Here is a 22,579-nt window from a genome sequence, read left to right on the forward strand (position 1 = left end):
ATGCTTTGGAGATTGCTTTCCTGAGAATATAGAGCAGGCTGACGTTTGTTCGGGCAGTTATGTGTTTTATTGATTACAAATAACGTACATATATTTGTGATTCATAGACACGAAGCAATCTCAAACACGAGACACATATTGATTACTCGATTGGTGAGTGTTTTAAGGACGAAAGTGGTTCTTGGCGAGCTCCTTACGTACTCTGCTTAATGATTCTGGGGTAATGCCAAGGTAAGAAGCAATCATCCACTGCGGTACACGGAGGGTTAGGTTTGGGTAAATTTTCAAAAAATCTAAATAACGTTCGGAGGCGGTAGCGCCCAATAGCATACTAATTCTTTTTTGCATAAACCTGATAGCATTGTTTAGCAAAGTTACGTTCATTGTTAAAAGACGGGGAATTTGCGTAGCAGCGGCTTCTAAAAAATTATTGGGCAGCAAAATAAGTTCTGTTTCTTCTATTGCATCAATAGAAAAGATCGATGGCTGATTTATCATAGCATTTCGGTCGCCTACAATCCAATTTTCTGGTGCAAACTGTACAATGTGTTCTTTGCCCTTTTCATCTAATGAGTAAGCTCTTAAGAGGCCTCTGCAAACAAAAAAACCATGCTGCGCATGTTCACCCGCTCTCAACAGAACTTGCCATTTTATTATTTTCTTTACTACTAGGTTGCCAAAAGCTTGTTCGAACTCTTCATCGGTTATTTCTATTTTCTCTTTAAGGTACTGTTTAAATATTTCTACCATAACCAAAAAAATTCTTTATTCTGGCTTTACTTTAGAAAAATCCACGCCACATTTGTTGCACCCTGCGCCACAACCATCTTTTTTAGCTATGATAGATTTATACACCAATCTTGCTACGTAGGCTATCGCTGCAAAGAATAACAGAAAAACGATAATGGCTTGAAGGCTCATATACAAATATACAATTTGAATAGCCTATTTGATTTCAGTTTAATGTAATTTTGAGAAATAGGCGTAAGCACTTGCATACTATTGCTCCATAAAACCGATAGTTCCGCCAACCCAATCAAAATCTGCATTGTACCTTACGCCAATCATTTTTCCTTTACTTAAACGAGCCAGATTAATGCATAATTGAGGCTCTTCTCCATCTGCCCAAAGATACATTAGCCTAATTTCGGCTTTTACACCTCCATCTGGAGCTTGTACAGCAGGCTCATAAACGACTTTTTTTTGTAAAATCCAATTTTCTGGATGTGTAATCTCATCCAGATCGCTTTGCTTAACATCTATTATAACCCCCATCCCGGCGAAAGAAAATAAAGGTTTCAAAACATAATTTTCTAAATCTTTTGGTGCCTCTGTATGTCGATTTAAAATGTATGTTTCTGGTACAAATTTGCTTTTCAAGAACGGCATGGTAAATTTGCTTATTCTATAAAACCAGTTGGGGTGGGTAACCCATTCTACTTCTACTTGCTCGCGAGGATCAAAACTGTTTTCAAACAACAGTTCATCGTTCTCAATCTCATCAAAAATCAATCTGTTGTAAATCCTTTTCAATTGAATTTCTTTACCATTTTCGGTGTAAAAAAGTTTATTGTCTTTTCGATGGATTTCATCGACGGACAAAACTTTAATGCCCAATTGTTTTTGGGTAACAAGAAAATCAATTGCTGTTTTTTGGTTTTTCGCATCTATATCCATAAGCGCAACATGTTTGGCCTCATGTGTGCCCAAAATTACCTTCTTAAGCAAAGCGATGTATTTTTTTTCATCAAATCCGTTTAGAAAGTAATTGAGATTTTCGCTAATTTGATAGTGCTTTTTAAAGGTCTCGGCAAGGTGCATTTGGAAGCCATATAGAGAGGGAAATCCCTGCATTTCTATAAGCATGGGCGTTAATTCTCCGTGTTCGTCTTTACATATCCCGAAATCGAAAGTTAGAAAATGTGGATGGTCGTTCTCATTTGGAACTTCCCAAAGTTTTGGTGTGGCTTTTCTAGTAAGTTCTTTAAAACCCGGCCGCTTTATCAGGTCGATTATTTCTTCGCCAGCCTTAATTAATTTCTCTGTTAATACTTTGGGAATAAAAATAGGCGTTTCTGCAACTCTAAAAGGTATTTTTGGATAGCCGTTTTCTAAATCGGCTAAAAAAACATTGTATTTTTCTTCAGTAAATTGATTGTTAAACTTTTGCCTTTCTTCGGAAATCATAATCTATAAGGTTGGTGCAAGTAAATAGTTTCTCTCTATATGCTTGTGGTCAGCTTTTACTATCTGACCAGTTTTAAATGCGCTACGCTTCTTGTAACTTTCCAATAGCTTTGTGCAAGAAGTTTGGTAAGATAATACGCTGGGTAAGAATAATCCTTGCTGGGTCGTCTAAACTATCTAACATATCGTAATATTTTTCCTTACCATGTGCTTCGATTATAGAAGATTTTTTTTCTTCGGTAAGGAGATATAATTTCATGCCGATAGGATCTGCCTCTGGATGAAATTGAGTGCCGATAATTTCATCAGTAAAACGTATAGACATAATACAGCGTTCTAAATCTACCTGTTTTCGCTCTTTCTCTATGGCCAATATTTTAGCTCCCTTTCGTTCGAAATCTTCTAAATCTGGTTCGATAACTTGCCAATCTCTACTATCTACAGAGTAGAAAGGATTAGTAATGCCAGCAAAAATTTCGTCTTGTTCGCCCTCGGGGCTAAGCGTTATTGGAAATATGCCAAATGCATTAGATTTTCTTTTGGAAACCGTACCAAGGCCATATTTTCTGCAAGCCAGTTGGAAAGAATGGCAAATTAGGAAAGCATATTTTTTTTGGTTGGTGTGGGCTTTGTTGTAAATTTCTATGTTGTCTAACAAGGCGAAAAAATCATTCTCCCATTTCTCTCCAAGGCCTTCTGCGGGGTCTCCGGGGCCTCCAGTAGAAATGTACACGTTGAAATCTAGATTTGGTATTTCTCCTTTTCCCCTTAAATCAAATATTTTAAAATGTACTGGAATACTGTTTTCGACTTCAAAGCGGTGCAAAATTTCTTTAATGCCGCGCATGCCTTGATTTGCTACTCCATCATACATATCTATAATGGCAACCTTTAAACTATTTTTTTCCATTTTTATTTAGTACCAATAAGTGTTTGAGCGGTAATGAAGTCTACCACGGCCTCAAAGCTACCAGTTTGCTTATAAACTGCCAACTGCCTATCGGCACCTGTACCATTTGCTAAAATTTTATGCACATATTCCAAGTCTTGTCGGCAGCCTAAATCGTCTACTACATCATCCACAAAATCTAGTAGTTCTAAAATTAAATTTCTACAGTTAACTTCAGTTTCCTTTCCAAAATCTATCAAATTTCCATCTATACCATAGCGTGCGGCACGCCATTTATTTTCGTTAATCAGCGCCCTACTGTAGCTTATAAATTCCATGTTTTGTAACCGTAATTTATATAGTTTGGCACATAATGCCTGAAATAGTGCCGTAAAGGCCATTGTTTCATCAATGAGCATAGGGCAGTCGCAAATTCTAAATTCTACCGTATCGAAAAATGGATGAACCCGAATATCCCACCAAATCTTTTTTGCATTGTCCATGCAATTGGTTTTGATCAGCAATTTTACGTAGTTATCATAATCTTCTATGCTGTTAAAAATACCCGGAATACCCGTACGCGGAAACTTGTCGAATACTTTTGTGCGGTAAGATTTGTATCCGGTGTTTCTAGATTCCCAAAAAGGAGAATTTGTAGATAGCGCAAAAACATGTGGCAAAAAATATCTGACTTGGTTTGCTATGTGAATGGCCAGCTCTCTAGATTGAAAGCCAACGTGCACATGCAGCCCAAAAATAAGGTTTGATCGCGCAGCTTCTTGCAGTTCGTTTACAATTTCATCATATCGGGGATGAGAGGTAATGAGCTGTTTTTCCCAATGAGAAAAGGGATGCGTTCCGGCCGCGCCAATCCTTAGCCCTTGTTCTCCAGCCAAATTTGACACGGTACACCTCAATTGTGTAATCTCTTTTCTCGCCTCTTCGGTATTTTTACAAATTCCTGTGCCAACCTCCACCACAGCTTGGTGCATCTCTGCCTTTACCTGATCTTTGTGTATTTTTTGGGCAGCCTCTACAATTTTTTGGTCGTGAGAAGTAAGTTCCCTAGTTACGGGATCCACAATCATATATTCTTCTTCAATGCCAAGTGTAAATTCGTTCATTTGGTTTCTGGTTAGCGTTAAAAACTTAAGATTTTTTTGCTGTTGACTTTTTTGTTTTGCTTGCCGTAGTTGTCTTTGCCGCTGTTTTTGTCTCAGTTACTGGTTTTACCACAACTTTTTTTACAACAGAAGCTTTAGCTGTATTTTTTTTATCGGGTTTGTTAACCGATGTGGCTCTTTTTATTGGCGTAGATGCGATCGGCTTCCCTGCTACAGAAAGTTTTACGTATTCTCCCCAGGTTAAATTATCTTGTCCGGTTTTTTGGGCCTTTGCACGTTCTATTGCATAATTTGCAGAGGTTTCTACCACCCATTCAAAGTTTTCTTCGCCAACGTTTTTTCGTTCTGCATCTGGCGCTGGGTTACAAAAATCTATGGCGATGGGCACACCATCTCTTACGGCAAATTCAACGGTATTAAAATCGTAACCTAAGTATTTGCACAATTTTATGGTATATTCTTTTATGGTTTTTAACACCTGTTTGCTAGAGGGGGGCGTATCTACCACATAGCGCAAATGGTATGGGTTTCTTGGTTCGTATTGCATAATGCGCACATGTTTTCCTCCAATACAGTAACATCTAAAATACTCATCGAAAATAATTTCTTCTTGCAACAACATCACTAACTGATGGGTGCCTGCGTGTTTATGGAAAAAATCCTCTTTGTCGTGCAGCTTGTAAACATCTCGCCAGCCACCGCCGTCAAAAGGTTTCATGTATGCTGGGAAGCCTGTGTATTCAAAAATAGCATCCCAATCTAAGGGTGTTGCAAGGTTAGAAAAAGATTCTGAAGTTGTAGAATGAGGATGTTCTCTGGATGGGATTAGTGCTGTTTTTGGTACAGGAACACCTATTTGTTCGGCAAGCGCATTGTTAAAGAACTTTTCATCTGCACTCCACCAAAATGGATTGTTTATAACGGCGGTACCGGTTATGGCTGCGTTTTTTAAACTTGAGCGATAAAATGGAACATCTTGCGAAATGCGGTCGATAATTACGGAATAATCTAACGGTTTATTTTGTAGCATCTTCTCAATCTTCACAGCCTCGGCAATAATTCCTTTTTCTGCCTTGCTATTTATTCTTTCTATAACCGCTTCTGGGAAAGACCTTTCTTGTCCAAATAATATTCCTATTTTTTTCATTCTTAGTTCGAATTTATAAAGATGTAAGCGTTAAGCTTTGTTATTAAAGCAATTGTTAATGGAGTTTGTTTTAAAGTTGGGCAATATAACTGGGAAACATTTCTCGCCATATCGGCCAATCATGATCTGCATTTTGCCTAATGTCTAACCAATGGTCTATTCCTTTTTTGTTAAGAATGTTAGAGAATCGCTCGTTATCTGCCCGGCAAATGTCTCTATCTGTAGTGCCGAGTACAATCTTTAGATTGTGTATTTCTGGATTGCTGTTATTGGGCACATAATCTACAGGGTTGTTAAAGTAAACATCGTCGTTGTAAAATCCATCTAGTTGTCCCAAAATATCAAATGCTCCGCTCATGCTAAATAAATGGCTTACCAGCCAAGGATGTCTAAAGGCAAAGTTTGCGGCATGATATCCACCAAAACTACAGCCCGCCGTTATTATTTTTTGATGTCCGGTTTCATGCTGCATTAAAGGAACTAGTTCTTCCAACAAATATTTATCATACCAAATGTGATTTTTAACCCTATCTGCCGGGACAATACTTTTGTTATGCCAACTAAGTTTATCTATACCGTCCGGACAATAGATTTTTATCTTTCCCTCGTTTAAAAAGCCTTCTACCGAATCTATCAGTTTAAAATCTTTGTTTTCATAATATCGGCCCATGCTTGTGGGGAATAGAATTACTGGAATACCTGCATGACCAAAAATTAAGAGATCTAAATCCATACTTAAGTTTGGACTGTACCATTTTTTATGTGTTTCTTCGGCCATCTTGAATAAAAAATAAGTTGATTGGGAAAAGCCAATTGTCTCGTTTTAACCAATATACATAGTTATTAAAATTTGATAATTAAACCAACAAAAACCAGTATAAAATTTGTATTTGCCATTTGTTGGCGATGCGTTGATGGCCGATAGAGGGTATGCAACAGAATTGAAAAAATCACTTAGGTAGAAAAACCTTAAGCCAACCCTTATAAAGTATTTAAGATTTTTAACTTTGTAGCATCAATTAAAATTAGATCCCATTTAGAATTGGCCGAAAATTATAAAATAATTGAAGAAAAAATCATTTCTGGTTTTCTGAAAAGAGAAGTAGCGGTTACGTTCTATGTCCCAACAGTTATATATGGCAATGATTTGATAGATTTATTGCTATTAAACGACGGACAAGATGTAGCCAAAATGAATTTTGTCCAAATTTTATCAGACGCGCAACAAAAGCAAACCAGGGCAAAACTTGTTGTTGTCGCCATCGAAGCTTCGTTAGAAAGAGTTGCCGAATATGGTGTTGTGGGTCGGCCAGATTTTAAGCAACGTGGAAAAAAGGCCGGGCTCTACAGCAAGTTTATTTTAGAGGAATTATTTCCGTTTATTTTAAAAAAACTTGCACAGCCCATACAAGGTAGAATTGGATTCGCGGGGTTTTCTTTGGGTGGTTTATCTGCTTTTGATATTGCTTGGAACAACGGCGATATTTTTGATGTAGTTGGTGTTTTCTCTGGTTCTTTTTGGTGGAGAAAAAAAGATTTAAAGGCTGGCTACACAGATGCAGATAGGATTTTGCATGCCATGATTGACGAATCCAGCACAAAACCCGATTTAAAATTTTGGTTGATGACCGGCACAGAAGACGAAACCTCTGACCGTAATGGCAACAACATTATAGATTCTATTGATGATACGGTGGATGTGATAAAGTCTCTGCTTAGGAAAGATTATAAACGCCCAAATGATATTCGCTATTATGAAAAAGTTGGCGGAAAGCACAATCCAGAAACTTGGGCAGCGGTTATGCCCGCATTTTTAGCATGGGCGTTTGGAGATTAGTGTTGGAGTTTTATTCTGATTATGCTAACCCTTATTTGTCTGGAAAAGTCTAATTTGAATTATCAAAAAACGACCGTTTTATGAGAAAATTCTAGGATAATAATTCCTATGAGTATCAAAATTGAATTTTCTTAAATGCTGTTGGCGTAATCCCTTTATATTTTTTAAAAAGATGGTTCAAATGACTTTTATCTGCAAAGCCAAGCTCATCCGCTATTTCAGAAATTCTTTTATCGCTGTGCAACAATCTTTCTTCTACAAGTTTAAGCTTATAACTTAATATATATTGCTGCATAGAAACATTGGCGTGCTTTTTAAAATAGCTTCCAAGATATGATTGAGAAATGCCAAATTGTTTACTTATTTTATTTGCTCTTAACTTCTCTGGAAAGTAAATATTCGATTGAATATACTGCAAAATTTCAATGGCTTTATTGTCAGTATTTTCATCAATTTGTTTTGGGAACGATTGATTTATATTTCTGGCAATAATAACAAGCGCACTATTGACCAGTTGAATGATTAATTCCCTTCCGTAAAGATTATCTCTCAAATGTTCTTGAATAAGCATTTCCATTAACTTGCAAATTAAATTTGCATCCTCCTCATCTTTTATAATACGGCCTGGTTCATGACTTGCATTTTCTAGGATCATTTCCAAACGTTGAAAAAATGCTTTTTCTTTTTCGTTTGATTGTACAAAAATGTTGTTGAACCGGATAAAAAAGAATTGTGTAGTCTTCTCTATATAAAAAATATGCTTGTCTTCTGGGGCAACTAAGAAAAGATCCCCAGCCTTATAAGAGAACTTTAAATCGTTAATAGATTGTCGCCCTGTGCCTGCAACGATGTAAACCAATTCGAAAAACATATGTGTATGCAAACCTCTCGGACATACATCCAGCATTTCTTTTAGAACCAATTCAAATGGCACCCATAAATGATCTTTTATCATGCACTAAAATTACACTTAAAACATCAATTTATACAACACCCTTATCGTGTTTTAATATGACCTTTAGCCTATTATTAAAAGAAAAATAAAAGAAATGAAAGCATTAGTTTTAGAAAATTTCGGAAGCCCATATGTACTAAAAGACATTGAAAAACCTGTAGCGAAAGAAGGACAGGTTTTGGTAAAAATTGAAGCCAGCGGTGTCAATCCTTTAGACCTTAAAATCAAATTAGGGCAAGCAGCTCATGCACGTGTTACTACTCCCGCTATACCTGGAATTGATATGGCAGGCATAATAGAATCGATTGGAGAAGGTGTTCAAAATTTTAAAATAGGAGATGAAGTTTATGGAATGACTGGCGGAATTGGCGAAGTCCAAGGAAGTTTAGCAGAATACGCGGCTGTGGATGCAGATTTGATAGCATTGAAACCCAAAAACCTCAGTATGAAAGAAGCCGCAGCATTGCCACTCATTTTTATAACTGCTTGGGAAGGCCTTGTAGACAGAGCCAATGTGAGACCAAATCTTAATGTATTGATACATGGAGGCGCTGGCGGCGTAGGACATATTGCAATGCAACTAGCAATTGCTAAAGGTGCAACTGTATTTGCGACTGTTAGCCCGAAAAATATCAGTGTTATGGCGAAATATGGCGCAACCGCAATTGATTACAATAAATTATCTACAGAAGATTATGTCAAAGAATACACGAATGGTGAAGGTTTCGACATAATTTATGATACCGTTGGTGGCGCAACTTTAGACAATTCTTTTAAAGCCGCAAAACAATACACAGGTCATGTTCTCAGTATTTTAGGATGGGGAACACATAGCCTTGCTCCACTTTCGTTTCGTGGCGCAACTTATTCCGGCGTATTTACTTTGTATCCACTTATTTCAGGGAAGAATAGAAAACACCATGGTGAAATATTAACAGAAGCAACCAAACTCATAGAGGATGGTAAAATTATAACACAAATAGATCCATCTAATTACACAATGGAGAATATTGAAGAGGCACATAAGTCTATGGAAAACGCTACAGCACAAGGAAAAGTGGTAATCGATATCGTTTAAAAATAGCGGAAGGCTTTTTGATAAATCTTATAGGTTGTAAAACCTGTAAGATTTTCTCTTTATACACATCAATAAAAGGAGAATAATTATTGTTATTATTAATTTTCATTTATGGAGAACGTGAGCCACTTTTACTTATCTGCCATTACAGAAATACCCGTTTTATTGCGGAAGATTTGTGGTGAAACTTTCGAGTGCTTCTTGAAAAATCGACTAAAATAATATTCATCCTCAAAATTGAGCGACGCGGCAATTTCCTTAATACTTAATCGAGTCAAATGAAGTTTCTTTTTAGCCTCAAGAATTAGACGTTCATGAATAAGAGACGAAGGCGATTTTTTAAAATGTCTCAAACTGCGTTTACTCAAATTATTGGGAGACATCGCTAATAAGCTTGCATAATCATTAGGCTTATGAAGTGTTAGATAGTTCTCTTCAAGCAACTTTCTAAATAGTTCCATTTGCTCATCTTTTTCATTCAGTTGCTTTTGCAACTTCATCGATTTCATTTTTATGTTACTCGATTTAGCCAAAAGTAATTGCAGGTAAGATATTACCACCATTTTGTCTGGCAGCGGCTGTATTAGCTCTGATTCTATCTCTTCCAGAAAGCGATTAAAATCGTTTAATTCAATATCCGTAAGCATTACAGACGGCTCAATATAAATATTATTAAACAACAAACCATTGCAAGCTACTTGTTCTTTATGATATTCTATGCAATAAAAATCGCCATGAAATTGAAGCATGGTAAAATCAATTGCCGTTTCGGATTGAATGTAAATATGCTGAAGCGGAGTTGAAAACATTAGAACCGGTCCTTCAAAAGGAAAAGCACCAAAATCTGCATGATACACACCTTTGCCTTGTGAAATTAAAATAACACTATAATTTGAAAAACTTTGTAATGTCGTTATATCACAATCTTGTGCCCTTTTGATTCCACATAGTAAATCATTGGAAGAGGAAAATAATTCTTTCACGGTAGTATAAAATCTTTGGTTTAATTATTCTAGCAATGCAATTAAATATCCAAAAGGCAAAATAAATAGTAAAGCTAATATAACGAAGCTGTTTAAAGTTATTTTATTAAAACAAATGCAGAATAATTTGGAGTTTATGTGCTACTACTGAACCCAATAATAATTTCATCGAGAGATAGAGCTTTAAAATACTCCGAATATTTCAATCGGTCATATTTGTCCAAGCCTTATCCACGTTCGTCCATTTCTTAAACACTAAAGCAATAATACCTTTGTGCCATCATTAAAAAAAATGAAAAAAATGAAAACCATTACCATCCCCACTTTAGAAACCGCAGTTCCAGAATCTAAAGTACTATTTGAACAAATGATTAAACACCTTGGCAAAGTCCCTAATCTTTATGCCGTAATGGGACACTCACCCATTGCACTCAAAGCATTTTTAGACTTTGAGAGTACACTTACAAAAGGCGTTTTTAACGGCAAAGAAAGAGAAGCCATTTCGTTAATTGTATCTGAGGTAAATCATTGTGAATATTGTCTTGCAGCACATTCATTAGTTGCAGCAAAGCATGGTTTTAGTAACGATGAAATTTTGGCAATTAGAAAAGGAGAAGCGTCTAACCCTAAATTAAAAGCAGTTATCAGTTTGGCAAAATCGATTGCGTCTAACAAAGGAAAAGCGGATCAACATTTCTTAGATGAATTCTTTGAATCAGGTTACGACGAAAAAGCCTTGATAGAATTGATTTCATTAATCTCCATAAGAACCTTTACAAATTTTGTTTTTGCAAATACCAAAGTGGCAATAGATTTTCCTTTAGCTCCAGCACTTTCTTAATTGCCCAATTCATTCTAGTGTATAATTGAAAAAGAGAAACAATAAGCACTTCAAAAATAATAACGATGAAAAATTTATATAGATGGTTGGCAATTAGCCAAGAACGTTTCATTCACTTTATTCGAATAGCCATATTTGTTGTAATGGCTTGGATTGGCGGATTAAAGGCAGTTCAATACGAAGCCGATGGTATTGTACCATTGGTCGCTAACAGCCCGGTAATGAGCTTTTTTTATCATCATCCGGAACAATATAAAGCGCACGAGAACAAAGAAGGTCAAGTAGTTCCTGTTAATATAAAATGGAATAAAAGCAATGGAACTTATGTATTTGCAGACGCATTAGGAGTTGTAATTGTTGCCATTGGTATCTTAACTCTTTTGGGAATTTGGTTTCCAACAATTGGAGTTTGGGGCGGCTTACTCACCTTCGGCATGTCGCTAGTCACACTTTCTTTTTTGATAACAACACCGGAGGCTTATGTTCCCGATTTAGGAGGATTACAACATAGTTTTCCTTATCTCTCTGGAGGTGGTCGGTTGATAATCAAAGATATTATTATGATGGCAGCCGGATTAATAGTTGCGAGTGAGGCGGCGAGGCGAGTGTTAGTGAAAAATAAACGGGCATATTCATACATAGAAAAGGATTAGAAGAATCAGATTCCTTTACGCCCAATTGCCATTTTTCATTTTTTGTGTTTCTATTACCAAATATTTAAAGATATGAAAACTTTTTTTGCGAGTATATTTATGTGCTCAATATCAATGGCAGGATACCCCTTTACAGCAAAGGCGAATAATTGTAATCAAATAAAAACAGACACTATCAAAAATTATCCTGTTCATTATAACAGAATTGACGCGGGTGGTTTAAATATTTTTTATCGCGAAGCTGGGCCAAAGAATGCACCCATCATTTTGTTGATGCACGGCTATCCTACTTCATCCGTTATGTTTAGGAATCTAATTCCTATTCTTAGTAAAAAATATCATGTCATTGCGCCTGATCTTCCAGGCTTTGGTTTTTCAGATGCACCTGACCGAAGCAAATACCATTACACATTTGCGAACCTGACTAAAACCATGCAATCCTTTATTGATAACATGGACTTAAAGCGTTTTGCCATCTACATATTTGATTATGGCGCACCGGTTGGATTAAGGTTGTCATTAGCAAATCCAGAAAAGATAACAGGGATTATATCACAAAACGGAAATGCTTATACACAAGGTTTGCTGGACTGGAGTAATGGTCTTGTAAAAGCTTATTGGGATCATGATAAGCAACAAAACCGCGATGCCTTACGCAAGTATTTCACGCTTGAGGGTATAAATTATCAATATAGGCATGGGGTAAGCGATCAATCGTTGATTTCACCCGAAGGTATCTATATCGACCATCACCAAATGGAAAGACCGGGAAATGTGGAGATACAATTAGATTTACTATTAGATTACCGCACAAACGTAGAATTGTATCCTGCATTCCAAGCATATTTCCGAAAATATAAACCGAAAATATTGGCAGTATGGGGAAGTAAAGACCCGTATTTTTCACCTGCTGGCGCCGAAGCATTCAAGTTAGATGATTCAAATACAATTGTAAAACTTTACGATACTGGACACTTTGCCCTCGAAACAAACTGTGATGATATCGGACAAGATATTCTACAGTTTTTGCCTAGTTTAGCTAAATAAATATCGAATAGGAAATCTTATCGAAACACTTTATCACTATAAAAAAATTATGAGAACTAAAAAAAACAAATCTCGACTCGTACTAATTACCATCGGCGTTTTCACTATCATTTTTGCGTTATTGCAAATTAAGCAAACGCATATTGTTAATCCTCCGACAACAGGCGATTTGCAAGCACCTGCAAATGTAAAAGCCATTGTCCGTCGTGCTTGTTATGATTGCCACTCCAACGAAACTAACTTGCGCTGGTATGATAAAATTGCTCCAATTTCATGGACGGTTGCCACAGACGTAAAAGATGGACGCAAACTGTTGAACTTTTCAGAATGGGATAAGCTATCTCCGGCCGACCGAAGCGGCAAATTATGGGAATGCCTTAATCAAATCAAAGCTGGTGCAATGCCTATCAAAAAGTATGAGATAGTGCATCCCTCAGCAAAAGTATCTGAAAGTGATCTGGCTGTTTTGAAAGCATATTTAATTGGTAAGGTAAATAATAAACCATTGGATAGCGCAAAAGTGGCAGATCGCAACAAACAATACAATTTACTAAATGAAAGCGCCACGACGAAACAAGCGCCCTTACCAAAAACGCTGAATGGTATTGAGTTTATTCCCGATTATAAAAATTGGCAGCCTATTAGCACTACGGATCGTTTTGATAATGGAACCATGCGGGTAATTTTCGGTAACAATATCGCCATTGCAGCTATAAAAAATCATCAGATTAATCCTTGGCCCAATGGCACCATTTTCGCAAAAGAGGCTTGGGATGAGCTAGCTGATAACCAAGGAAATATTACAACAGGTGCGTTTAAACAAATTGAGTATATGATTAAGGATAATGTGAAATTTGCTTCTACCCATGGATGGGGTTTTGCCCGATTCAAAACACCTAAACTAGTGCCTTACGGGAAAACGTTAATGTTTACCACCGAATGTGTTAATTGCCATACTCCGGTAAGCGATAACGATTATGTATTTACGCAACCACTTCAACATTAATCTTATGAAACTTATACTATATATTATACTTTTTCTTAGTTTAATAACAGTCTCTTGCAATGAGCACAATGCTACTCCCAATGTTGGGCAGCTAAATAAGGAAGCTTCTTTGCCGGCGAATTTTAATTTCAGCCAAATGGGATTGAAAGTAATTGCCTCTACCATTAACAAAAAGCTATTTACCATGTCAACACTCTATGGTAATGATGCTGCCAAGATAACGGCTCAACATGCTGATGGTAAATGCTTGGCGGGTTCAGTATTCGCATTGGTAAACTGGAAACAACAACCAGATGAGCGTTGGATTGGTGCAAACATACCAGGGAATCTATTATCTGTTGAAATGCTAAAAACTGCAAAGGATCAAGAGAATGGAACAGCTTTATATACCCGTTTTACTGGTGCAGACTTAAAGATAGATTCTGATACATCAGGGCAAAGTATAAGAGCAAAATACATAATCGGATTAAAGCCATCCATTATGTTCTAAAATAATAAAATAATGGAAAATAATGGCATCATTACCCGCTTGAGCAAGCTTACAGTTAAGGAAACCATTGACAAGCTTGAAGCGATTCTTAAGCAAAAAAATATTACAATCTATTTGCGCATAAATCAGCAGGCGGAAGCTGTAAAAGCTGGGATAAAGTTAGACGCGATAGAATTCTTGCTATTTGGCAATCCACAAAAAGGCGGACAAGTAATGGCCGAAAAGCCGGAAGCAGCAATTGATTTACCCTTAAAAGTATTGGCTTGGGAAGATTCCGTGCATAAAACTTGGGTAACCTATAATGAGGCTAATTTTATACAGCAACGATTTTCACTCAGTGAAGAATCCGCCCGCTTAATAGCACTTGATCAAATGATTACAGCACTTCTAAGTTAAGTATTGAGAAATGCTGGAAATACATTTATTGAAATAAATAATAGAATAATTGCCTCTCTCTTAAATGTTCGCCGCCATTATCATGAAGAGACTGTGTGATTCGGTATTTTGTGAACTTATATCCACTTATGCCAGCTTCACTAAAATAGGCCTTTGTAATGTTATGTGATGAGTTCACATTGAATGCTACTCGCCTATTTTATAAAATTAATCATTAAATTTTTAACCTATTTACTATATGAGGGTAAATGTCCGCCTGTTCAGCGAAGAAATGACAGAAAAGAATAGAACGATCGTACTATAGATTCTTGGTGCTGCTTCTTTTCTAGTGATGTTTCAAGCAAAAGATTGTATTTTCTTTCTGCCAATTTATTTGCAAGGGCTTCGCCAATTCCTCCTGATGCACCTATTATTAAGACTACTTTCACTTTTTCTTTCATTTCAAATTTTTGGTCCATAAGTTAGGATAAGTCATAAACTTATAATTATCCAAATCTAGTTTTATTGTGTTTAGATGTCAATTTGGTTGGGTCGTATGATTATTGCAAACGCTTTTATTTCTTGTTCCATATTAACTAACTCATTGTACAAAGTTTATAAACTAAAACACTTTTGTGTGCGATTCTGTTTAATTTTTATCGATCCACATGGTTTTGTAATTTTTTATCAAACATTAATGAAACTACCAGCTCTGAAATACCTACATAAAATCATTTACTTCAATTATCAACTGTTTTTAATCCAATGCTTTTAATATTTCTTCGGGTTCAATCCTTTCGCGATAGTCTCCTCCCCCCGAACCGGCATAACTAATCATACCATTTTCATCAATTATAAACACAGCAGGTACTGGTATCTCGCCTGATTGATCGCTATAAAAAGAATTAAAATCCATTCCTAATTCTTTCATAGTTGCCAGTTCTTTTTCGCCATTTTTAAATACGGTAGTGTACTGCTTTGCTACCATCTGGTGAGCATCAGATAAGACTTCAAATTCCAGGTTGTTTTTTTCTTTAGTATTTAAAGAGTTATTTGGCAATTGACCGGAAATAGCAATTAGGTTGGCGCGTTTTGCTTTTATCTGAGGCAGTATGTTCTGATAAGTTTTTAAAACAAGGTTACAAAACGGACACCATTCGCCATGGTAGAAAACCATTACAACCTTTCCCGTCTTTAAAAGATTTTCAAGACTTATTTCATTGCCTAAAGCGTTTGGCAACGTGAACAATGGAGCTTTATCTCCCGCATCGACCTTTAAAGGATTAGGATATGTTCTTCCTAGATTTTCTGCATCATGATCAAACACCGCTTTAATTTCGGGCGGAAGTGAGGTAGCCACCTGCTTATTTAATTCATCTTTTTGTTGTTTGTACGATTGTACTTCTTCTATTGTTGACATGGTTTCTTAATTTTAGAATTGATAGTAATTTATTCTTCGTATTCCTATTAAACACAATCGGTTTAACGATTACAAATTAACTCTGTTTTGATATTTCTCGATTCAAGCAAATTTTACTTTCATGAACAATATATTTTAACAAGTTATAGACAGCGTAAATGCCTCTTTTAATTTGGTCTTATTTTGGTAACACTATAAATCTTGAAATACCTGCATAAAATCATTTCTACTCCAGTGGTCGGTTATTTTTCCGTTCTTTAAAATATCTATCTCAATTACGCTCAATGTTACTTTTTTGCCTTGAGGTTGTTTTCCCATAAATTCACCAACATGGGTTGCGGTTATGGTCTTCCTCAGCGAAACCTTATCATTTTCGGCTAAAACCTCATGAATTTGAATGGAAATATCTGAGAAGCCTTTACGAAAGCCCGAAATGAATTGTATCATTATACTCGCATCTTTAGGCGCATTTGGTGGCGCGGTATGGTTGGTAAAGGTGTCTGCCAATAATTCTTTTGTAATTTCAATATTTCCTTTTTCAAAAAATTCAAAATTGAATTTTATTACTACTTCTTTGTTTTGCTCAACACTGTTTTTTTCTTCCATTTCTATATTTTTTTTAAAAAAATCGATAACAATCAGTTTATTTATGCTTAAACATCCATTGGTTTTTCAGCCATTTGCATGATTTGGATGTTTGCCATCAACTTGATTTCCTCTCCCAATACCAATCCACCTTTTTCTGTAGTTGCATTAAAGGTCATTCCAAAGTCTTTGCGGTTAATTTTTGCCGTTACCTCAAATCCATGTTTTAAATTTCCATACGTATCTTTTTCAGAGCCACCATATTCTACATCCAAGGTAACAACTTTAGTAACCCCTTTTATGGTTAAGTTACCAGTCATGCCATAATCGTTACTAGTTTTTTGGTAAATGATGTGGACTGAAACTTTATTTCGGGATAAGTTTCCGAATCGAAAAAATCAGCTTTTTGCAAGTGTTCATCACGGTCTGATTGATTTGTATCAATACTCTTTACATCCAGGTTTAAGTTTATTTCGGCATCTGTAAAATCTTCTTTATTGGTGGTTACAGTCCCCTGAAATTTTTTGAAGGAACCAGTTATGGTTGAAACAACCAAATGTTTGATTTTAAATTGCACTTCCGAGTGCATAGGGTCTATTGCCCATATTTTAACTGCCATAATAATCTCCTTTATTTCTCGACATCGAGACCACAAAGTTCTTGAAAGCAGATAAAATTAAAAATGAAATAGATTAAGAAATAAGGTTGAACTAGTTTAACTTTTTTACTTTCTTGTTTCTGATTTTGCTGAGAAATTCGGTGGTAAAACCGAGGTAGGATGCCAAAACGTATTGAGGAACGCGATTTAAAAATTCAGGGTATTTTTCGGCAAATTCATCATAGCGCTGTACTATAACTAGAAAGCAACCTTTGCTGAAGCGTTGCGACGATCTGTTCCAGCGCTTTTTTGAAGAATTTTTCGAATTTCGGATTCGCTTCAAGCAGCTTTTGCTCTGCCTGATATTCAAGTTCTATTACTATAGAATCTTCTAAGGCTTCTATAAAATAGGTAGCCGGTGTTTGAAAAATATAGCTTGCAAAATCTCCAATCCACCAATCTTCAATTGCGATGCCAATAGTATGCTCGTGCCCCTTAATGTCGATAACATATGCCCTTACAGCGCCTGAAACTATAAAACTACGATATCTTGTGATAAAGTCAGGTTGCCCTATAAATTGTTTTTTCCTTAGTTTTCTGATTCGTAAAAGAGATACAAAAAAATGTTCTTCTTCTTCGGTTAGCTTTATAAATTTTGAAACATGATCAACAATTGGTGAAAATTCTCCCATAAAAATAAAGATAATCAAATAGGCAATCAAATTTCATACGGAAGCGCATGAATACCTTTTCATTAAGAAAACTTTCGCAGTAATTGAGAAGCAATTCTATCTAAAAAAATGCCCATTTCTATTTATTTATCAATATAAAAACACTGGTCAATCTAAGTATTCCAGTAATTTTGGTGCTAGTCAATCCACAACTTTATAGGCGATGGACTCTAGTCTTGGAACTTTTATATTTAAAGCCCGAGCTTCCTTTAAGACATCCCGACAATATGATTTTATCTCTTCGGGGTTGTTATGGCTTAGAATGAAAAATTTAAACGGCGGGCTTATTTTTGTAAGCATCTGAAACAGAAAACATGCCAGCCACGCGGGCTGCATATAGAACGACAAATCTTCTTTGTGATTTTTTAGATATATGCGGCGCGCTGTGACGACGGGCAACAATTCACGAACATTTAAAATTGCATTTTTAATATGTCGACGCGATTTTATGACTTCACTTACGGAGCCTACCTTTAAAACTTCGCTAAATAAACCTGCCTCAATAGCAAAATGGATCCACAGCCAACCCTTCAAATCAATGTGTTCAATTGGTTTAAAACCTGCATTTCTAAATAAATTACGAACAGCTATTTCCCGCTCGTTAGGTGCTGCATCAAAAGTGCCAAAGTGGACATCTGCAAATAGTGCTCCCTTCATTATTCCATTACTATCAAACCCACCTCCAGATTGTGGAAAACCCCACGCCAATTGCTGTGTTGGAAACTTATCGGACAGTCTTATCGGGTCTTCCCAAAAGTTATTAAATATCAGTACCGTGGCCTTCCCAATTTTTGGCGCAAGAAAAGTAGCAGCTTCGGCAAACTGGTAGTGCTGCACACTTAAGATGATTAGGTCATAATTATTTTCTTTCGATATATCCTCCTGCAAGGTTAATTTCCGAACTTCTTCAATCAATACTCCCTTAGTTTTTTTTCTGGCATCCAGCAATTTATAAGCTAGTTCTGACCCATATTGGGCGGCCTTTCCCGGGCGTACATAAAATTCGACTTGGTGACCCGCTTTCTGCAGAGCCCAACCGTATTGTACGGCTATAACACCGCGTCCAAACATTAGAATTTTCATATTTTTATAAATTGTATTGATGCATTAGCATCAAACTTTTTCAGTTCTAAGATATGTCATCAAAATTATAGCTTTTACTATATATTTGCAAGAAGGCACCCGAAAGTAGTATAGGTACCCTAAAGTAATAAATGGATTCAAATATGATCAAGACTAATAAAAACTTAAAAAACATAGAAGATTTACAAAAAGCATTATTGGATAGCAACAATTCAGAATACTTTTGCGCCCTTCATCAAACCTATACCATTATGGGCAATAGGTGGACTTTAATGATTTTGGGATCCCTTATTCATGGGAAAAAACGGAATAGCGAGCTACAAAGGGAAATCGATGGCATATCACCCAAAATGCTATCGCAAACCCTCAAAAAATTAATTTTGTATAAAATGGTAAAGCGAAAGGTTTATCCCGAAGTTCCTCCACGGGTAGAATATTGGCTGACCGATTTTGGTAAGAGCACTGCAGATCCGGTCATGGCATTGTTAAGATGGACGATGGATTGGAAAGATGAACTCAGAGCACTAGATAATGTTGATGTTTAATTGGTGATTTTATAACTCACTGCTCTAAATTGTATCGCTTCACGCTTGATTTGGAATGCGTACGCTATAGCCAAAATTATCCACTAAAATTTTTAATAGTCTAGCGGTCAATGATGTTGTTAAATTAACGAACAGGTAACTATTCTTTCTATAAATAATGTAGTATGTAATTATTAAAAATAGAGATAAACATGAATTAACAGCACATTATCACAATGCGAATATTTGTTTTTTTGAAATAAAATTTATATAACTGGTTACAAAAATTGATACGAAGCATAGTAAGATCCGCTTTTAACACAAAGTTTTGGCATTTTTGAAAAATATCAAATTTTCGACAAATTGTCAAAATTAAAACAATCGGTAGAATTTTAGCCTCAATGTAAAAATCAAAATTCTTATGGCGTCTGATGTATATCAAAAAACCCCGGTTTATCGAGATTCTGAACTCTAGTCAAATAAGTTAAAAAATTGCTCTCTTTCGTGTCTCAAAAATACGTCTCATTAAACTATGTTTCAGATTTATGTAACCGAACGTTTTTAAGAAACAAATTATATAGCTCTTACTGCTTTTTTCCGACCAACTCCACTATCTCATCAGATTGAAAGATATGTGTGCCTAAAATTGTGTTTTTTGCTTGCTCTAACATGGCTTCTGCTACGCAAGTTGCCTTAATGCTGCGGTATTTTTTTAATGAGCCAATAAGCAGTGGATTGAGGACGCGCATGGTTTTTATGAAAAAATTTTCTGCTGTTCTAGTGCCTGTTCTTTCTCCGTCTAAAAGCGAAGGCCTGTAAATGTTTATGGTTTTAAATGGCATTGCCGATAAATCTCTTTCCAGCTCGCCTTTTAATCTTGGATAAAAAAACCGTGAGTCGGGATTGGCGCCCATAGAAGAAATTAGGTTAAAGGAGCTAGATCCATTTTTTAAACCAATTTTGGCAAAAGTTAAGGGATATTGATAATCTATTTTTTTGTAGATTTCCAAATCGGGTGTTTTTTTCTGGATGGTGCCGATGCAACAAAAGATGTCGTCTCCCACAATTTTCGTGGCAACCTTTTCCAAGTTGTCGAAATCTGTTTCAATAAATTCAATTTTTTGGTGTTGGGGGGCTATTGGTCTTCGGGCAACCACAGTGATTTTTTCGTAAGCATCGTCTTTAATAAGTTTTTGCAGCAAAATGTCGCCGATTAAACCTGTTGCGCCAAATATAATTGCAGTTCTGCCCATGAGTTAGTTTTGATCGAATTCTTCTAATTAACGGATTTTAAATTAAACTCTCGTTTTCTGAAAACAAAAAAGGATGTTTTTTTAGAACATCCTTTAATAATTTTACAAAGTGTAGGATTTAAGATTCGATACCTGCAGATGCAACAGCGTGATCATTTTCTACCGAGCTACCACTTACGCCAATCGCTCCAATAATTTCGCCTTCGCTATTTTTAATAGGTATGCCACCCGGAAACGTTATCAAACCATGGTTAGAATGCTCTATGTTGTATAAAGGTTGTCCAGGCTGCGAAAGTTTTCCTACTTCGCCAGTATTCATATCAAAGAAACGTGCGGTTTTTGCCTTTTTTATGGAAATGTCTAAGGAACCCAACCAAGCGCCGTCCATTCTGCCGAACGCCACTAGGTTTGCGCCTGCATCTACAACAGCAATGTTCATCTTCAAGCTCATTTCTTCTGCTTTTCTCTTCGATTTTTCAATCATTTTTTCGGCTTGCGCCAGGGTAATGTTCATCTTTCTGAATTTTTTTTGTTAACTTCTAAACTTTTTCTTCTCTAGGAATGGTAGCGCTTTGCGGGTTAGTTTTTAAATCTTTATCAACTTCGTAAAGGTTTTTATGCTCCGCATTTTGACTAGCGGCAAGGCTATATTTTGCAATTACATCGCCAATTAAAGTTTCTTCTTCTATTTGTTCCTTCACAAACCACTGGCCAAAACTAAATGTTGCCCAATCTTTTTCTTCTAAAGCCAAGTTTACAATTTTATCTATCTCTGCCGAGTTTTCAATCTCATGTTGCAGAATATTCTGCAGACATTCACCCACGCTTTTTGGGTGTACTGGAGCAGCTTCTATTGCCTCTATTTTTGCGCTTCCACCACGATCATTTATGTATTTTAAAATTTTAAACATGTGCTCGCGCTCCTCTTGCATGTGGCCATATAAAAAAGTAGCTATGCCATCAAAATTATGTACTTCTGCCCAGCTGCCGTAAGATAGGTACACTTGTGCTTGGTAAGCTTCGCGAGTCATTTGGGTGTTTAGGAGCGCCTCCATTTTATCAGAAATTCTTTTATTGCTCATTTTATTGTTTTTTGTGTTTAAAACTATGAGAAAGAAAAACAGCGATAGGCCGATTTTGTTTGAAAAGTGTATCTCGGAACTCCCGCAAATTTTAAATGATTTTAGCCGGTTTAAAATTGCTGACGCACCTTGTGGCTATTGTGCAGCTTTTACCAATGTTAGCTCAACTTTATATTTTTTGTTTTTTTCTTTATAAACGCCAAATAGCTTAGACGGGTCTTCTTGGTAAAGCTCTTTCATACCTTGTAAAATAAAATAGCTTTCGTCTGCCTTTAACGGATTTTGATAATGAAGAAATTTGATTGCTCTGTGGTTATCTGGCGATAAGGATGCCGCGATAAATATTAAAGGCTTTTTATGTCGCGGCAGCATGGTTATTTCGGTAGCTCCGATGTATCCATTCGCTAAGTCGCATTTAACGCTTATTCCATTAACTACCCCTTTGTAATGGATCATTTCGAAGGCTTTTTGTGCAAAGCCAAACAGCGGACACAATATCAGCCAAAAGAATATTGGAGTTTTGAAGTGTTTTGACAATTTCATTCGATTTCTGAGCTTATTGCGTTGAGAACAAAAAAATGTGGAACAAGGTTTTTGTGGTCGAGTGCTTATTTTGTTTTGGAACTTTTGCTCCTAGTGCCTAAACCCGATTGAAATGGAAAGCCCACAGTGAGGAACGGCCTGTCCCGAT

Annotated in this window: 29 protein-coding genes; 9 read left to right on the forward strand and 20 right to left on the reverse strand. The window is 36.3% G+C overall.

Annotated elements, in window-relative coordinates:
• Nucleotides 1-162: 162 nt before the first annotated feature.
• The 7 genes from ABIB40_RS02765 to ABIB40_RS02795 form a co-directional block, all read right to left on the reverse strand.
• Nucleotides 163-750, reverse strand: coding sequence for a Crp/Fnr family transcriptional regulator (locus ABIB40_RS02765; protein ID WP_354355735.1), 588 nt, complete (start codon nt 748-750; stop codon nt 163-165).
• Between the two features lie 15 nt (nt 751-765).
• Nucleotides 766-921, reverse strand: coding sequence for a FeoB-associated Cys-rich membrane protein (locus ABIB40_RS02770; protein WP_354355737.1), 156 nt, complete (start codon nt 919-921; stop codon nt 766-768).
• 78 nt (nt 922-999) lie between these two features.
• Nucleotides 1,000-2,187, reverse strand: a complete 1,188-nt coding sequence (locus tag ABIB40_RS02775; RefSeq protein WP_354355739.1) for an ATP-grasp domain-containing protein — start codon at nt 2,185-2,187, stop codon at nt 1,000-1,002.
• Nucleotides 2,188-2,269: 82 nt separating this feature from the next.
• Nucleotides 2,270-3,097: a type 1 glutamine amidotransferase gene (locus ABIB40_RS02780; RefSeq protein ID WP_354355741.1), complete on the reverse strand. Its 828-nt coding sequence runs from the start codon at nt 3,095-3,097 to the stop codon at nt 2,270-2,272.
• Nucleotides 3,098-3,099: 2 nt separating this feature from the next.
• Nucleotides 3,100-4,200 (reverse strand): carboxylate-amine ligase, encoded by a 1,101-nt coding sequence (locus tag ABIB40_RS02785; RefSeq protein WP_354355743.1) that lies wholly within the window; start codon nt 4,198-4,200, stop codon nt 3,100-3,102.
• Between the two features lie 25 nt (nt 4,201-4,225).
• Nucleotides 4,226-5,347 (reverse strand): ATP-grasp domain-containing protein, encoded by a 1,122-nt coding sequence (locus ABIB40_RS02790; protein ID WP_354355745.1) that lies wholly within the window; start codon nt 5,345-5,347, stop codon nt 4,226-4,228.
• Nucleotides 5,348-5,417: 70 nt separating this feature from the next.
• Nucleotides 5,418-6,125: an esterase family protein gene (locus tag ABIB40_RS02795; RefSeq protein ID WP_354355747.1), complete on the reverse strand. Its 708-nt coding sequence runs from the start codon at nt 6,123-6,125 to the stop codon at nt 5,418-5,420.
• Nucleotides 6,126-6,389: 264 nt separating this feature from the next.
• Here ABIB40_RS02795 and ABIB40_RS02800 point away from each other — a divergent pair, with 264 nt between their 5' ends.
• Nucleotides 6,390-7,184, forward strand: a complete 795-nt coding sequence (locus ABIB40_RS02800) for an alpha/beta hydrolase (protein ID WP_354355749.1) — start codon at nt 6,390-6,392, stop codon at nt 7,182-7,184.
• Between the two features lie 115 nt (nt 7,185-7,299).
• Here ABIB40_RS02800 and ABIB40_RS02805 read toward each other — a convergent pair whose 3' ends face one another.
• Nucleotides 7,300-8,139, reverse strand: coding sequence for an AraC family transcriptional regulator (locus tag ABIB40_RS02805; RefSeq protein ID WP_354355751.1), 840 nt, complete (start codon nt 8,137-8,139; stop codon nt 7,300-7,302).
• A 94-nt stretch (nt 8,140-8,233) separates the two neighbouring features.
• Between ABIB40_RS02805 and ABIB40_RS02810 the strand changes: the two genes are divergently transcribed.
• Complete coding sequence (locus tag ABIB40_RS02810) at nt 8,234-9,217, forward strand: zinc-dependent alcohol dehydrogenase family protein (RefSeq protein WP_354355753.1); 984 nt, start codon at nt 8,234-8,236, stop codon at nt 9,215-9,217.
• 131 nt (nt 9,218-9,348) lie between these two features.
• On the opposite strand, the gene ABIB40_RS02815 is transcribed toward ABIB40_RS02810, so the two are convergent.
• A complete protein-coding gene (locus ABIB40_RS02815; protein WP_354355755.1) occupies nt 9,349-10,200 on the reverse strand; it encodes a helix-turn-helix domain-containing protein in 852 nt (283 codons plus the stop codon).
• A 292-nt stretch (nt 10,201-10,492) separates the two neighbouring features.
• Between ABIB40_RS02815 and ABIB40_RS02820 the strand changes: the two genes are divergently transcribed.
• The 6 genes from ABIB40_RS02820 to ABIB40_RS02845 all read left to right on the forward strand — a co-directional run bounded on the left by ABIB40_RS02820 (nt 10,493) and on the right by ABIB40_RS02845 (nt 14,633).
• Nucleotides 10,493-11,041: a carboxymuconolactone decarboxylase family protein gene (locus ABIB40_RS02820; RefSeq protein ID WP_354355757.1), complete on the forward strand. Its 549-nt coding sequence runs from the start codon at nt 10,493-10,495 to the stop codon at nt 11,039-11,041.
• 65 nt (nt 11,042-11,106) lie between these two features.
• Nucleotides 11,107-11,694: a reactive chlorine resistance membrane protein RclC gene (gene rclC / locus ABIB40_RS02825; protein ID WP_354355759.1), complete on the forward strand. Its 588-nt coding sequence runs from the start codon at nt 11,107-11,109 to the stop codon at nt 11,692-11,694.
• A 72-nt stretch (nt 11,695-11,766) separates the two neighbouring features.
• Nucleotides 11,767-12,741: an alpha/beta fold hydrolase gene (locus ABIB40_RS02830; RefSeq protein ID WP_354355761.1), complete on the forward strand. Its 975-nt coding sequence runs from the start codon at nt 11,767-11,769 to the stop codon at nt 12,739-12,741.
• Nucleotides 12,742-12,790: 49 nt separating this feature from the next.
• Complete coding sequence (locus tag ABIB40_RS02835; protein ID WP_354355763.1) at nt 12,791-13,747, forward strand: heme-binding domain-containing protein; 957 nt, start codon at nt 12,791-12,793, stop codon at nt 13,745-13,747.
• Nucleotides 13,748-13,751: 4 nt separating this feature from the next.
• On the forward strand, nt 13,752-14,237 hold the full coding sequence (locus ABIB40_RS02840) for a hypothetical protein (protein WP_354355765.1): 486 nt from the start codon (nt 13,752-13,754) through the stop codon (nt 14,235-14,237).
• A 12-nt stretch (nt 14,238-14,249) separates the two neighbouring features.
• A complete protein-coding gene (locus ABIB40_RS02845; protein WP_354355767.1) occupies nt 14,250-14,633 on the forward strand; it encodes a DUF302 domain-containing protein in 384 nt (127 codons plus the stop codon).
• Between the two features lie 260 nt (nt 14,634-14,893).
• On the opposite strand, the gene ABIB40_RS02850 is transcribed toward ABIB40_RS02845, so the two are convergent.
• The 7 genes from ABIB40_RS02850 to ABIB40_RS02880 all read right to left on the reverse strand — a co-directional run bounded on the left by ABIB40_RS02850 (nt 14,894) and on the right by ABIB40_RS02880 (nt 19,029).
• Entirely contained in the window at nt 14,894-15,091 is a 198-nt protein-coding gene (locus tag ABIB40_RS02850; RefSeq protein ID WP_354355769.1) for a hypothetical protein, read from the reverse strand.
• A gap of 278 nt (nt 15,092-15,369) precedes the next feature.
• Complete coding sequence (locus tag ABIB40_RS02855) at nt 15,370-16,032, reverse strand: peroxiredoxin family protein (RefSeq protein ID WP_354355771.1); 663 nt, start codon at nt 16,030-16,032, stop codon at nt 15,370-15,372.
• A gap of 192 nt (nt 16,033-16,224) precedes the next feature.
• Complete coding sequence (locus ABIB40_RS02860; protein WP_354355773.1) at nt 16,225-16,638, reverse strand: ester cyclase; 414 nt, start codon at nt 16,636-16,638, stop codon at nt 16,225-16,227.
• Between the two features lie 47 nt (nt 16,639-16,685).
• A complete protein-coding gene (locus ABIB40_RS02865) occupies nt 16,686-16,937 on the reverse strand; it encodes a YceI family protein (protein WP_354355775.1) in 252 nt (83 codons plus the stop codon).
• On the reverse strand, nt 16,934-17,236 hold the full coding sequence (locus ABIB40_RS02870; protein ID WP_354355777.1) for a YceI family protein: 303 nt from the start codon (nt 17,234-17,236) through the stop codon (nt 16,934-16,936). The genes ABIB40_RS02865 and ABIB40_RS02870 overlap by 4 nt, the downstream gene beginning before the upstream one ends.
• A gap of 218 nt (nt 17,237-17,454) precedes the next feature.
• Nucleotides 17,455-17,907 carry a Crp/Fnr family transcriptional regulator gene (locus tag ABIB40_RS02875; protein ID WP_354355779.1) on the reverse strand — a complete coding sequence of 151 codons (453 nt, stop codon included), beginning with the start codon at nt 17,905-17,907 and terminating at the stop codon, nt 17,455-17,457.
• A gap of 180 nt (nt 17,908-18,087) precedes the next feature.
• Entirely contained in the window at nt 18,088-19,029 is a 942-nt protein-coding gene (locus ABIB40_RS02880) for a ketopantoate reductase family protein (protein WP_354355781.1), read from the reverse strand.
• A 143-nt stretch (nt 19,030-19,172) separates the two neighbouring features.
• Between ABIB40_RS02880 and ABIB40_RS02885 the strand changes: the two genes are divergently transcribed.
• Nucleotides 19,173-19,574 (forward strand): winged helix-turn-helix transcriptional regulator, encoded by a 402-nt coding sequence (locus ABIB40_RS02885; RefSeq protein ID WP_354355783.1) that lies wholly within the window; start codon nt 19,173-19,175, stop codon nt 19,572-19,574.
• 563 nt (nt 19,575-20,137) lie between these two features.
• On the opposite strand, the gene ABIB40_RS02890 is transcribed toward ABIB40_RS02885, so the two are convergent.
• The 4 genes from ABIB40_RS02890 to ABIB40_RS02905 form a co-directional block, all read right to left on the reverse strand.
• Nucleotides 20,138-20,806: an NAD-dependent epimerase/dehydratase family protein gene (locus tag ABIB40_RS02890; RefSeq protein WP_354355785.1), complete on the reverse strand. Its 669-nt coding sequence runs from the start codon at nt 20,804-20,806 to the stop codon at nt 20,138-20,140.
• Between the two features lie 118 nt (nt 20,807-20,924).
• Nucleotides 20,925-21,320 (reverse strand): GlcG/HbpS family heme-binding protein, encoded by a 396-nt coding sequence (locus tag ABIB40_RS02895; protein WP_354355787.1) that lies wholly within the window; start codon nt 21,318-21,320, stop codon nt 20,925-20,927.
• A gap of 25 nt (nt 21,321-21,345) precedes the next feature.
• On the reverse strand, nt 21,346-21,888 hold the full coding sequence (locus tag ABIB40_RS02900; RefSeq protein ID WP_354355788.1) for a ferritin: 543 nt from the start codon (nt 21,886-21,888) through the stop codon (nt 21,346-21,348).
• A 135-nt stretch (nt 21,889-22,023) separates the two neighbouring features.
• Nucleotides 22,024-22,431 (reverse strand): hypothetical protein, encoded by a 408-nt coding sequence (locus ABIB40_RS02905; RefSeq protein ID WP_354355790.1) that lies wholly within the window; start codon nt 22,429-22,431, stop codon nt 22,024-22,026.
• Nucleotides 22,432-22,579: the final 148 nt, after the last annotated feature.

This window comes from Pedobacter sp. UYP30 (assembly GCF_040547165.1).
GTDB lineage: Bacteria > Bacteroidota > Bacteroidia > Sphingobacteriales > Sphingobacteriaceae > Pedobacter.

Coding starts and splice junctions, on each gene's coding strand:
- ABIB40_RS02765 (WP_354355735.1), bottom strand. CDS start 750: ATGGTAGAAATATTTAAACAGTACCTTAAAGAGAAAATAGAAATAACC.
- ABIB40_RS02770 (WP_354355737.1), bottom strand. CDS start 921: ATGAGCCTTCAAGCCATTATCGTTTTTCTGTTATTCTTTGCAGCGATA.
- ABIB40_RS02775 (WP_354355739.1), bottom strand. CDS start 2,187: ATGATTTCCGAAGAAAGGCAAAAGTTTAACAATCAATTTACTGAAGAA.
- ABIB40_RS02780 (WP_354355741.1), bottom strand. CDS start 3,097: ATGGAAAAAAATAGTTTAAAGGTTGCCATTATAGATATGTATGATGGA.
- ABIB40_RS02785 (WP_354355743.1), bottom strand. CDS start 4,200: ATGAACGAATTTACACTTGGCATTGAAGAAGAATATATGATTGTGGAT.
- ABIB40_RS02790 (WP_354355745.1), bottom strand. CDS start 5,347: ATGAAAAAAATAGGAATATTATTTGGACAAGAAAGGTCTTTCCCAGAA.
- ABIB40_RS02795 (WP_354355747.1), bottom strand. CDS start 6,125: ATGGCCGAAGAAACACATAAAAAATGGTACAGTCCAAACTTAAGTATG.
- ABIB40_RS02805 (WP_354355751.1), bottom strand. CDS start 8,139: ATGATAAAAGATCATTTATGGGTGCCATTTGAATTGGTTCTAAAAGAA.
- ABIB40_RS02810 (WP_354355753.1), top strand. CDS start 8,234: ATGAAAGCATTAGTTTTAGAAAATTTCGGAAGCCCATATGTACTAAAA.
- ABIB40_RS02820 (WP_354355757.1), top strand. CDS start 10,493: ATGAAAAAAATGAAAACCATTACCATCCCCACTTTAGAAACCGCAGTT.
- rclC (WP_354355759.1), top strand. CDS start 11,107: ATGAAAAATTTATATAGATGGTTGGCAATTAGCCAAGAACGTTTCATT.
- ABIB40_RS02830 (WP_354355761.1), top strand. CDS start 11,767: ATGAAAACTTTTTTTGCGAGTATATTTATGTGCTCAATATCAATGGCA.
- ABIB40_RS02835 (WP_354355763.1), top strand. CDS start 12,791: ATGAGAACTAAAAAAAACAAATCTCGACTCGTACTAATTACCATCGGC.
- ABIB40_RS02840 (WP_354355765.1), top strand. CDS start 13,752: ATGAAACTTATACTATATATTATACTTTTTCTTAGTTTAATAACAGTC.
- ABIB40_RS02845 (WP_354355767.1), top strand. CDS start 14,250: ATGGAAAATAATGGCATCATTACCCGCTTGAGCAAGCTTACAGTTAAG.
- ABIB40_RS02850 (WP_354355769.1), bottom strand. CDS start 15,091: ATGGACCAAAAATTTGAAATGAAAGAAAAAGTGAAAGTAGTCTTAATA.
- ABIB40_RS02855 (WP_354355771.1), bottom strand. CDS start 16,032: ATGTCAACAATAGAAGAAGTACAATCGTACAAACAACAAAAAGATGAA.
- ABIB40_RS02860 (WP_354355773.1), bottom strand. CDS start 16,638: ATGGAAGAAAAAAACAGTGTTGAGCAAAACAAAGAAGTAGTAATAAAA.
- ABIB40_RS02865 (WP_354355775.1), bottom strand. CDS start 16,937: ATGACTGGTAACTTAACCATAAAAGGGGTTACTAAAGTTGTTACCTTG.
- ABIB40_RS02870 (WP_354355777.1), bottom strand. CDS start 17,236: ATGGCAGTTAAAATATGGGCAATAGACCCTATGCACTCGGAAGTGCAA.
- ABIB40_RS02875 (WP_354355779.1), bottom strand. CDS start 17,907: ATGGGAGAATTTTCACCAATTGTTGATCATGTTTCAAAATTTATAAAG.
- ABIB40_RS02880 (WP_354355781.1), bottom strand. CDS start 19,029: ATGAAAATTCTAATGTTTGGACGCGGTGTTATAGCCGTACAATACGGT.
- ABIB40_RS02885 (WP_354355783.1), top strand. CDS start 19,173: ATGATCAAGACTAATAAAAACTTAAAAAACATAGAAGATTTACAAAAA.
- ABIB40_RS02890 (WP_354355785.1), bottom strand. CDS start 20,806: ATGGGCAGAACTGCAATTATATTTGGCGCAACAGGTTTAATCGGCGAC.
- ABIB40_RS02895 (WP_354355787.1), bottom strand. CDS start 21,320: ATGAACATTACCCTGGCGCAAGCCGAAAAAATGATTGAAAAATCGAAG.
- ABIB40_RS02900 (WP_354355788.1), bottom strand. CDS start 21,888: ATGAGCAATAAAAGAATTTCTGATAAAATGGAGGCGCTCCTAAACACC.
- ABIB40_RS02905 (WP_354355790.1), bottom strand. CDS start 22,431: ATGAAATTGTCAAAACACTTCAAAACTCCAATATTCTTTTGGCTGATA.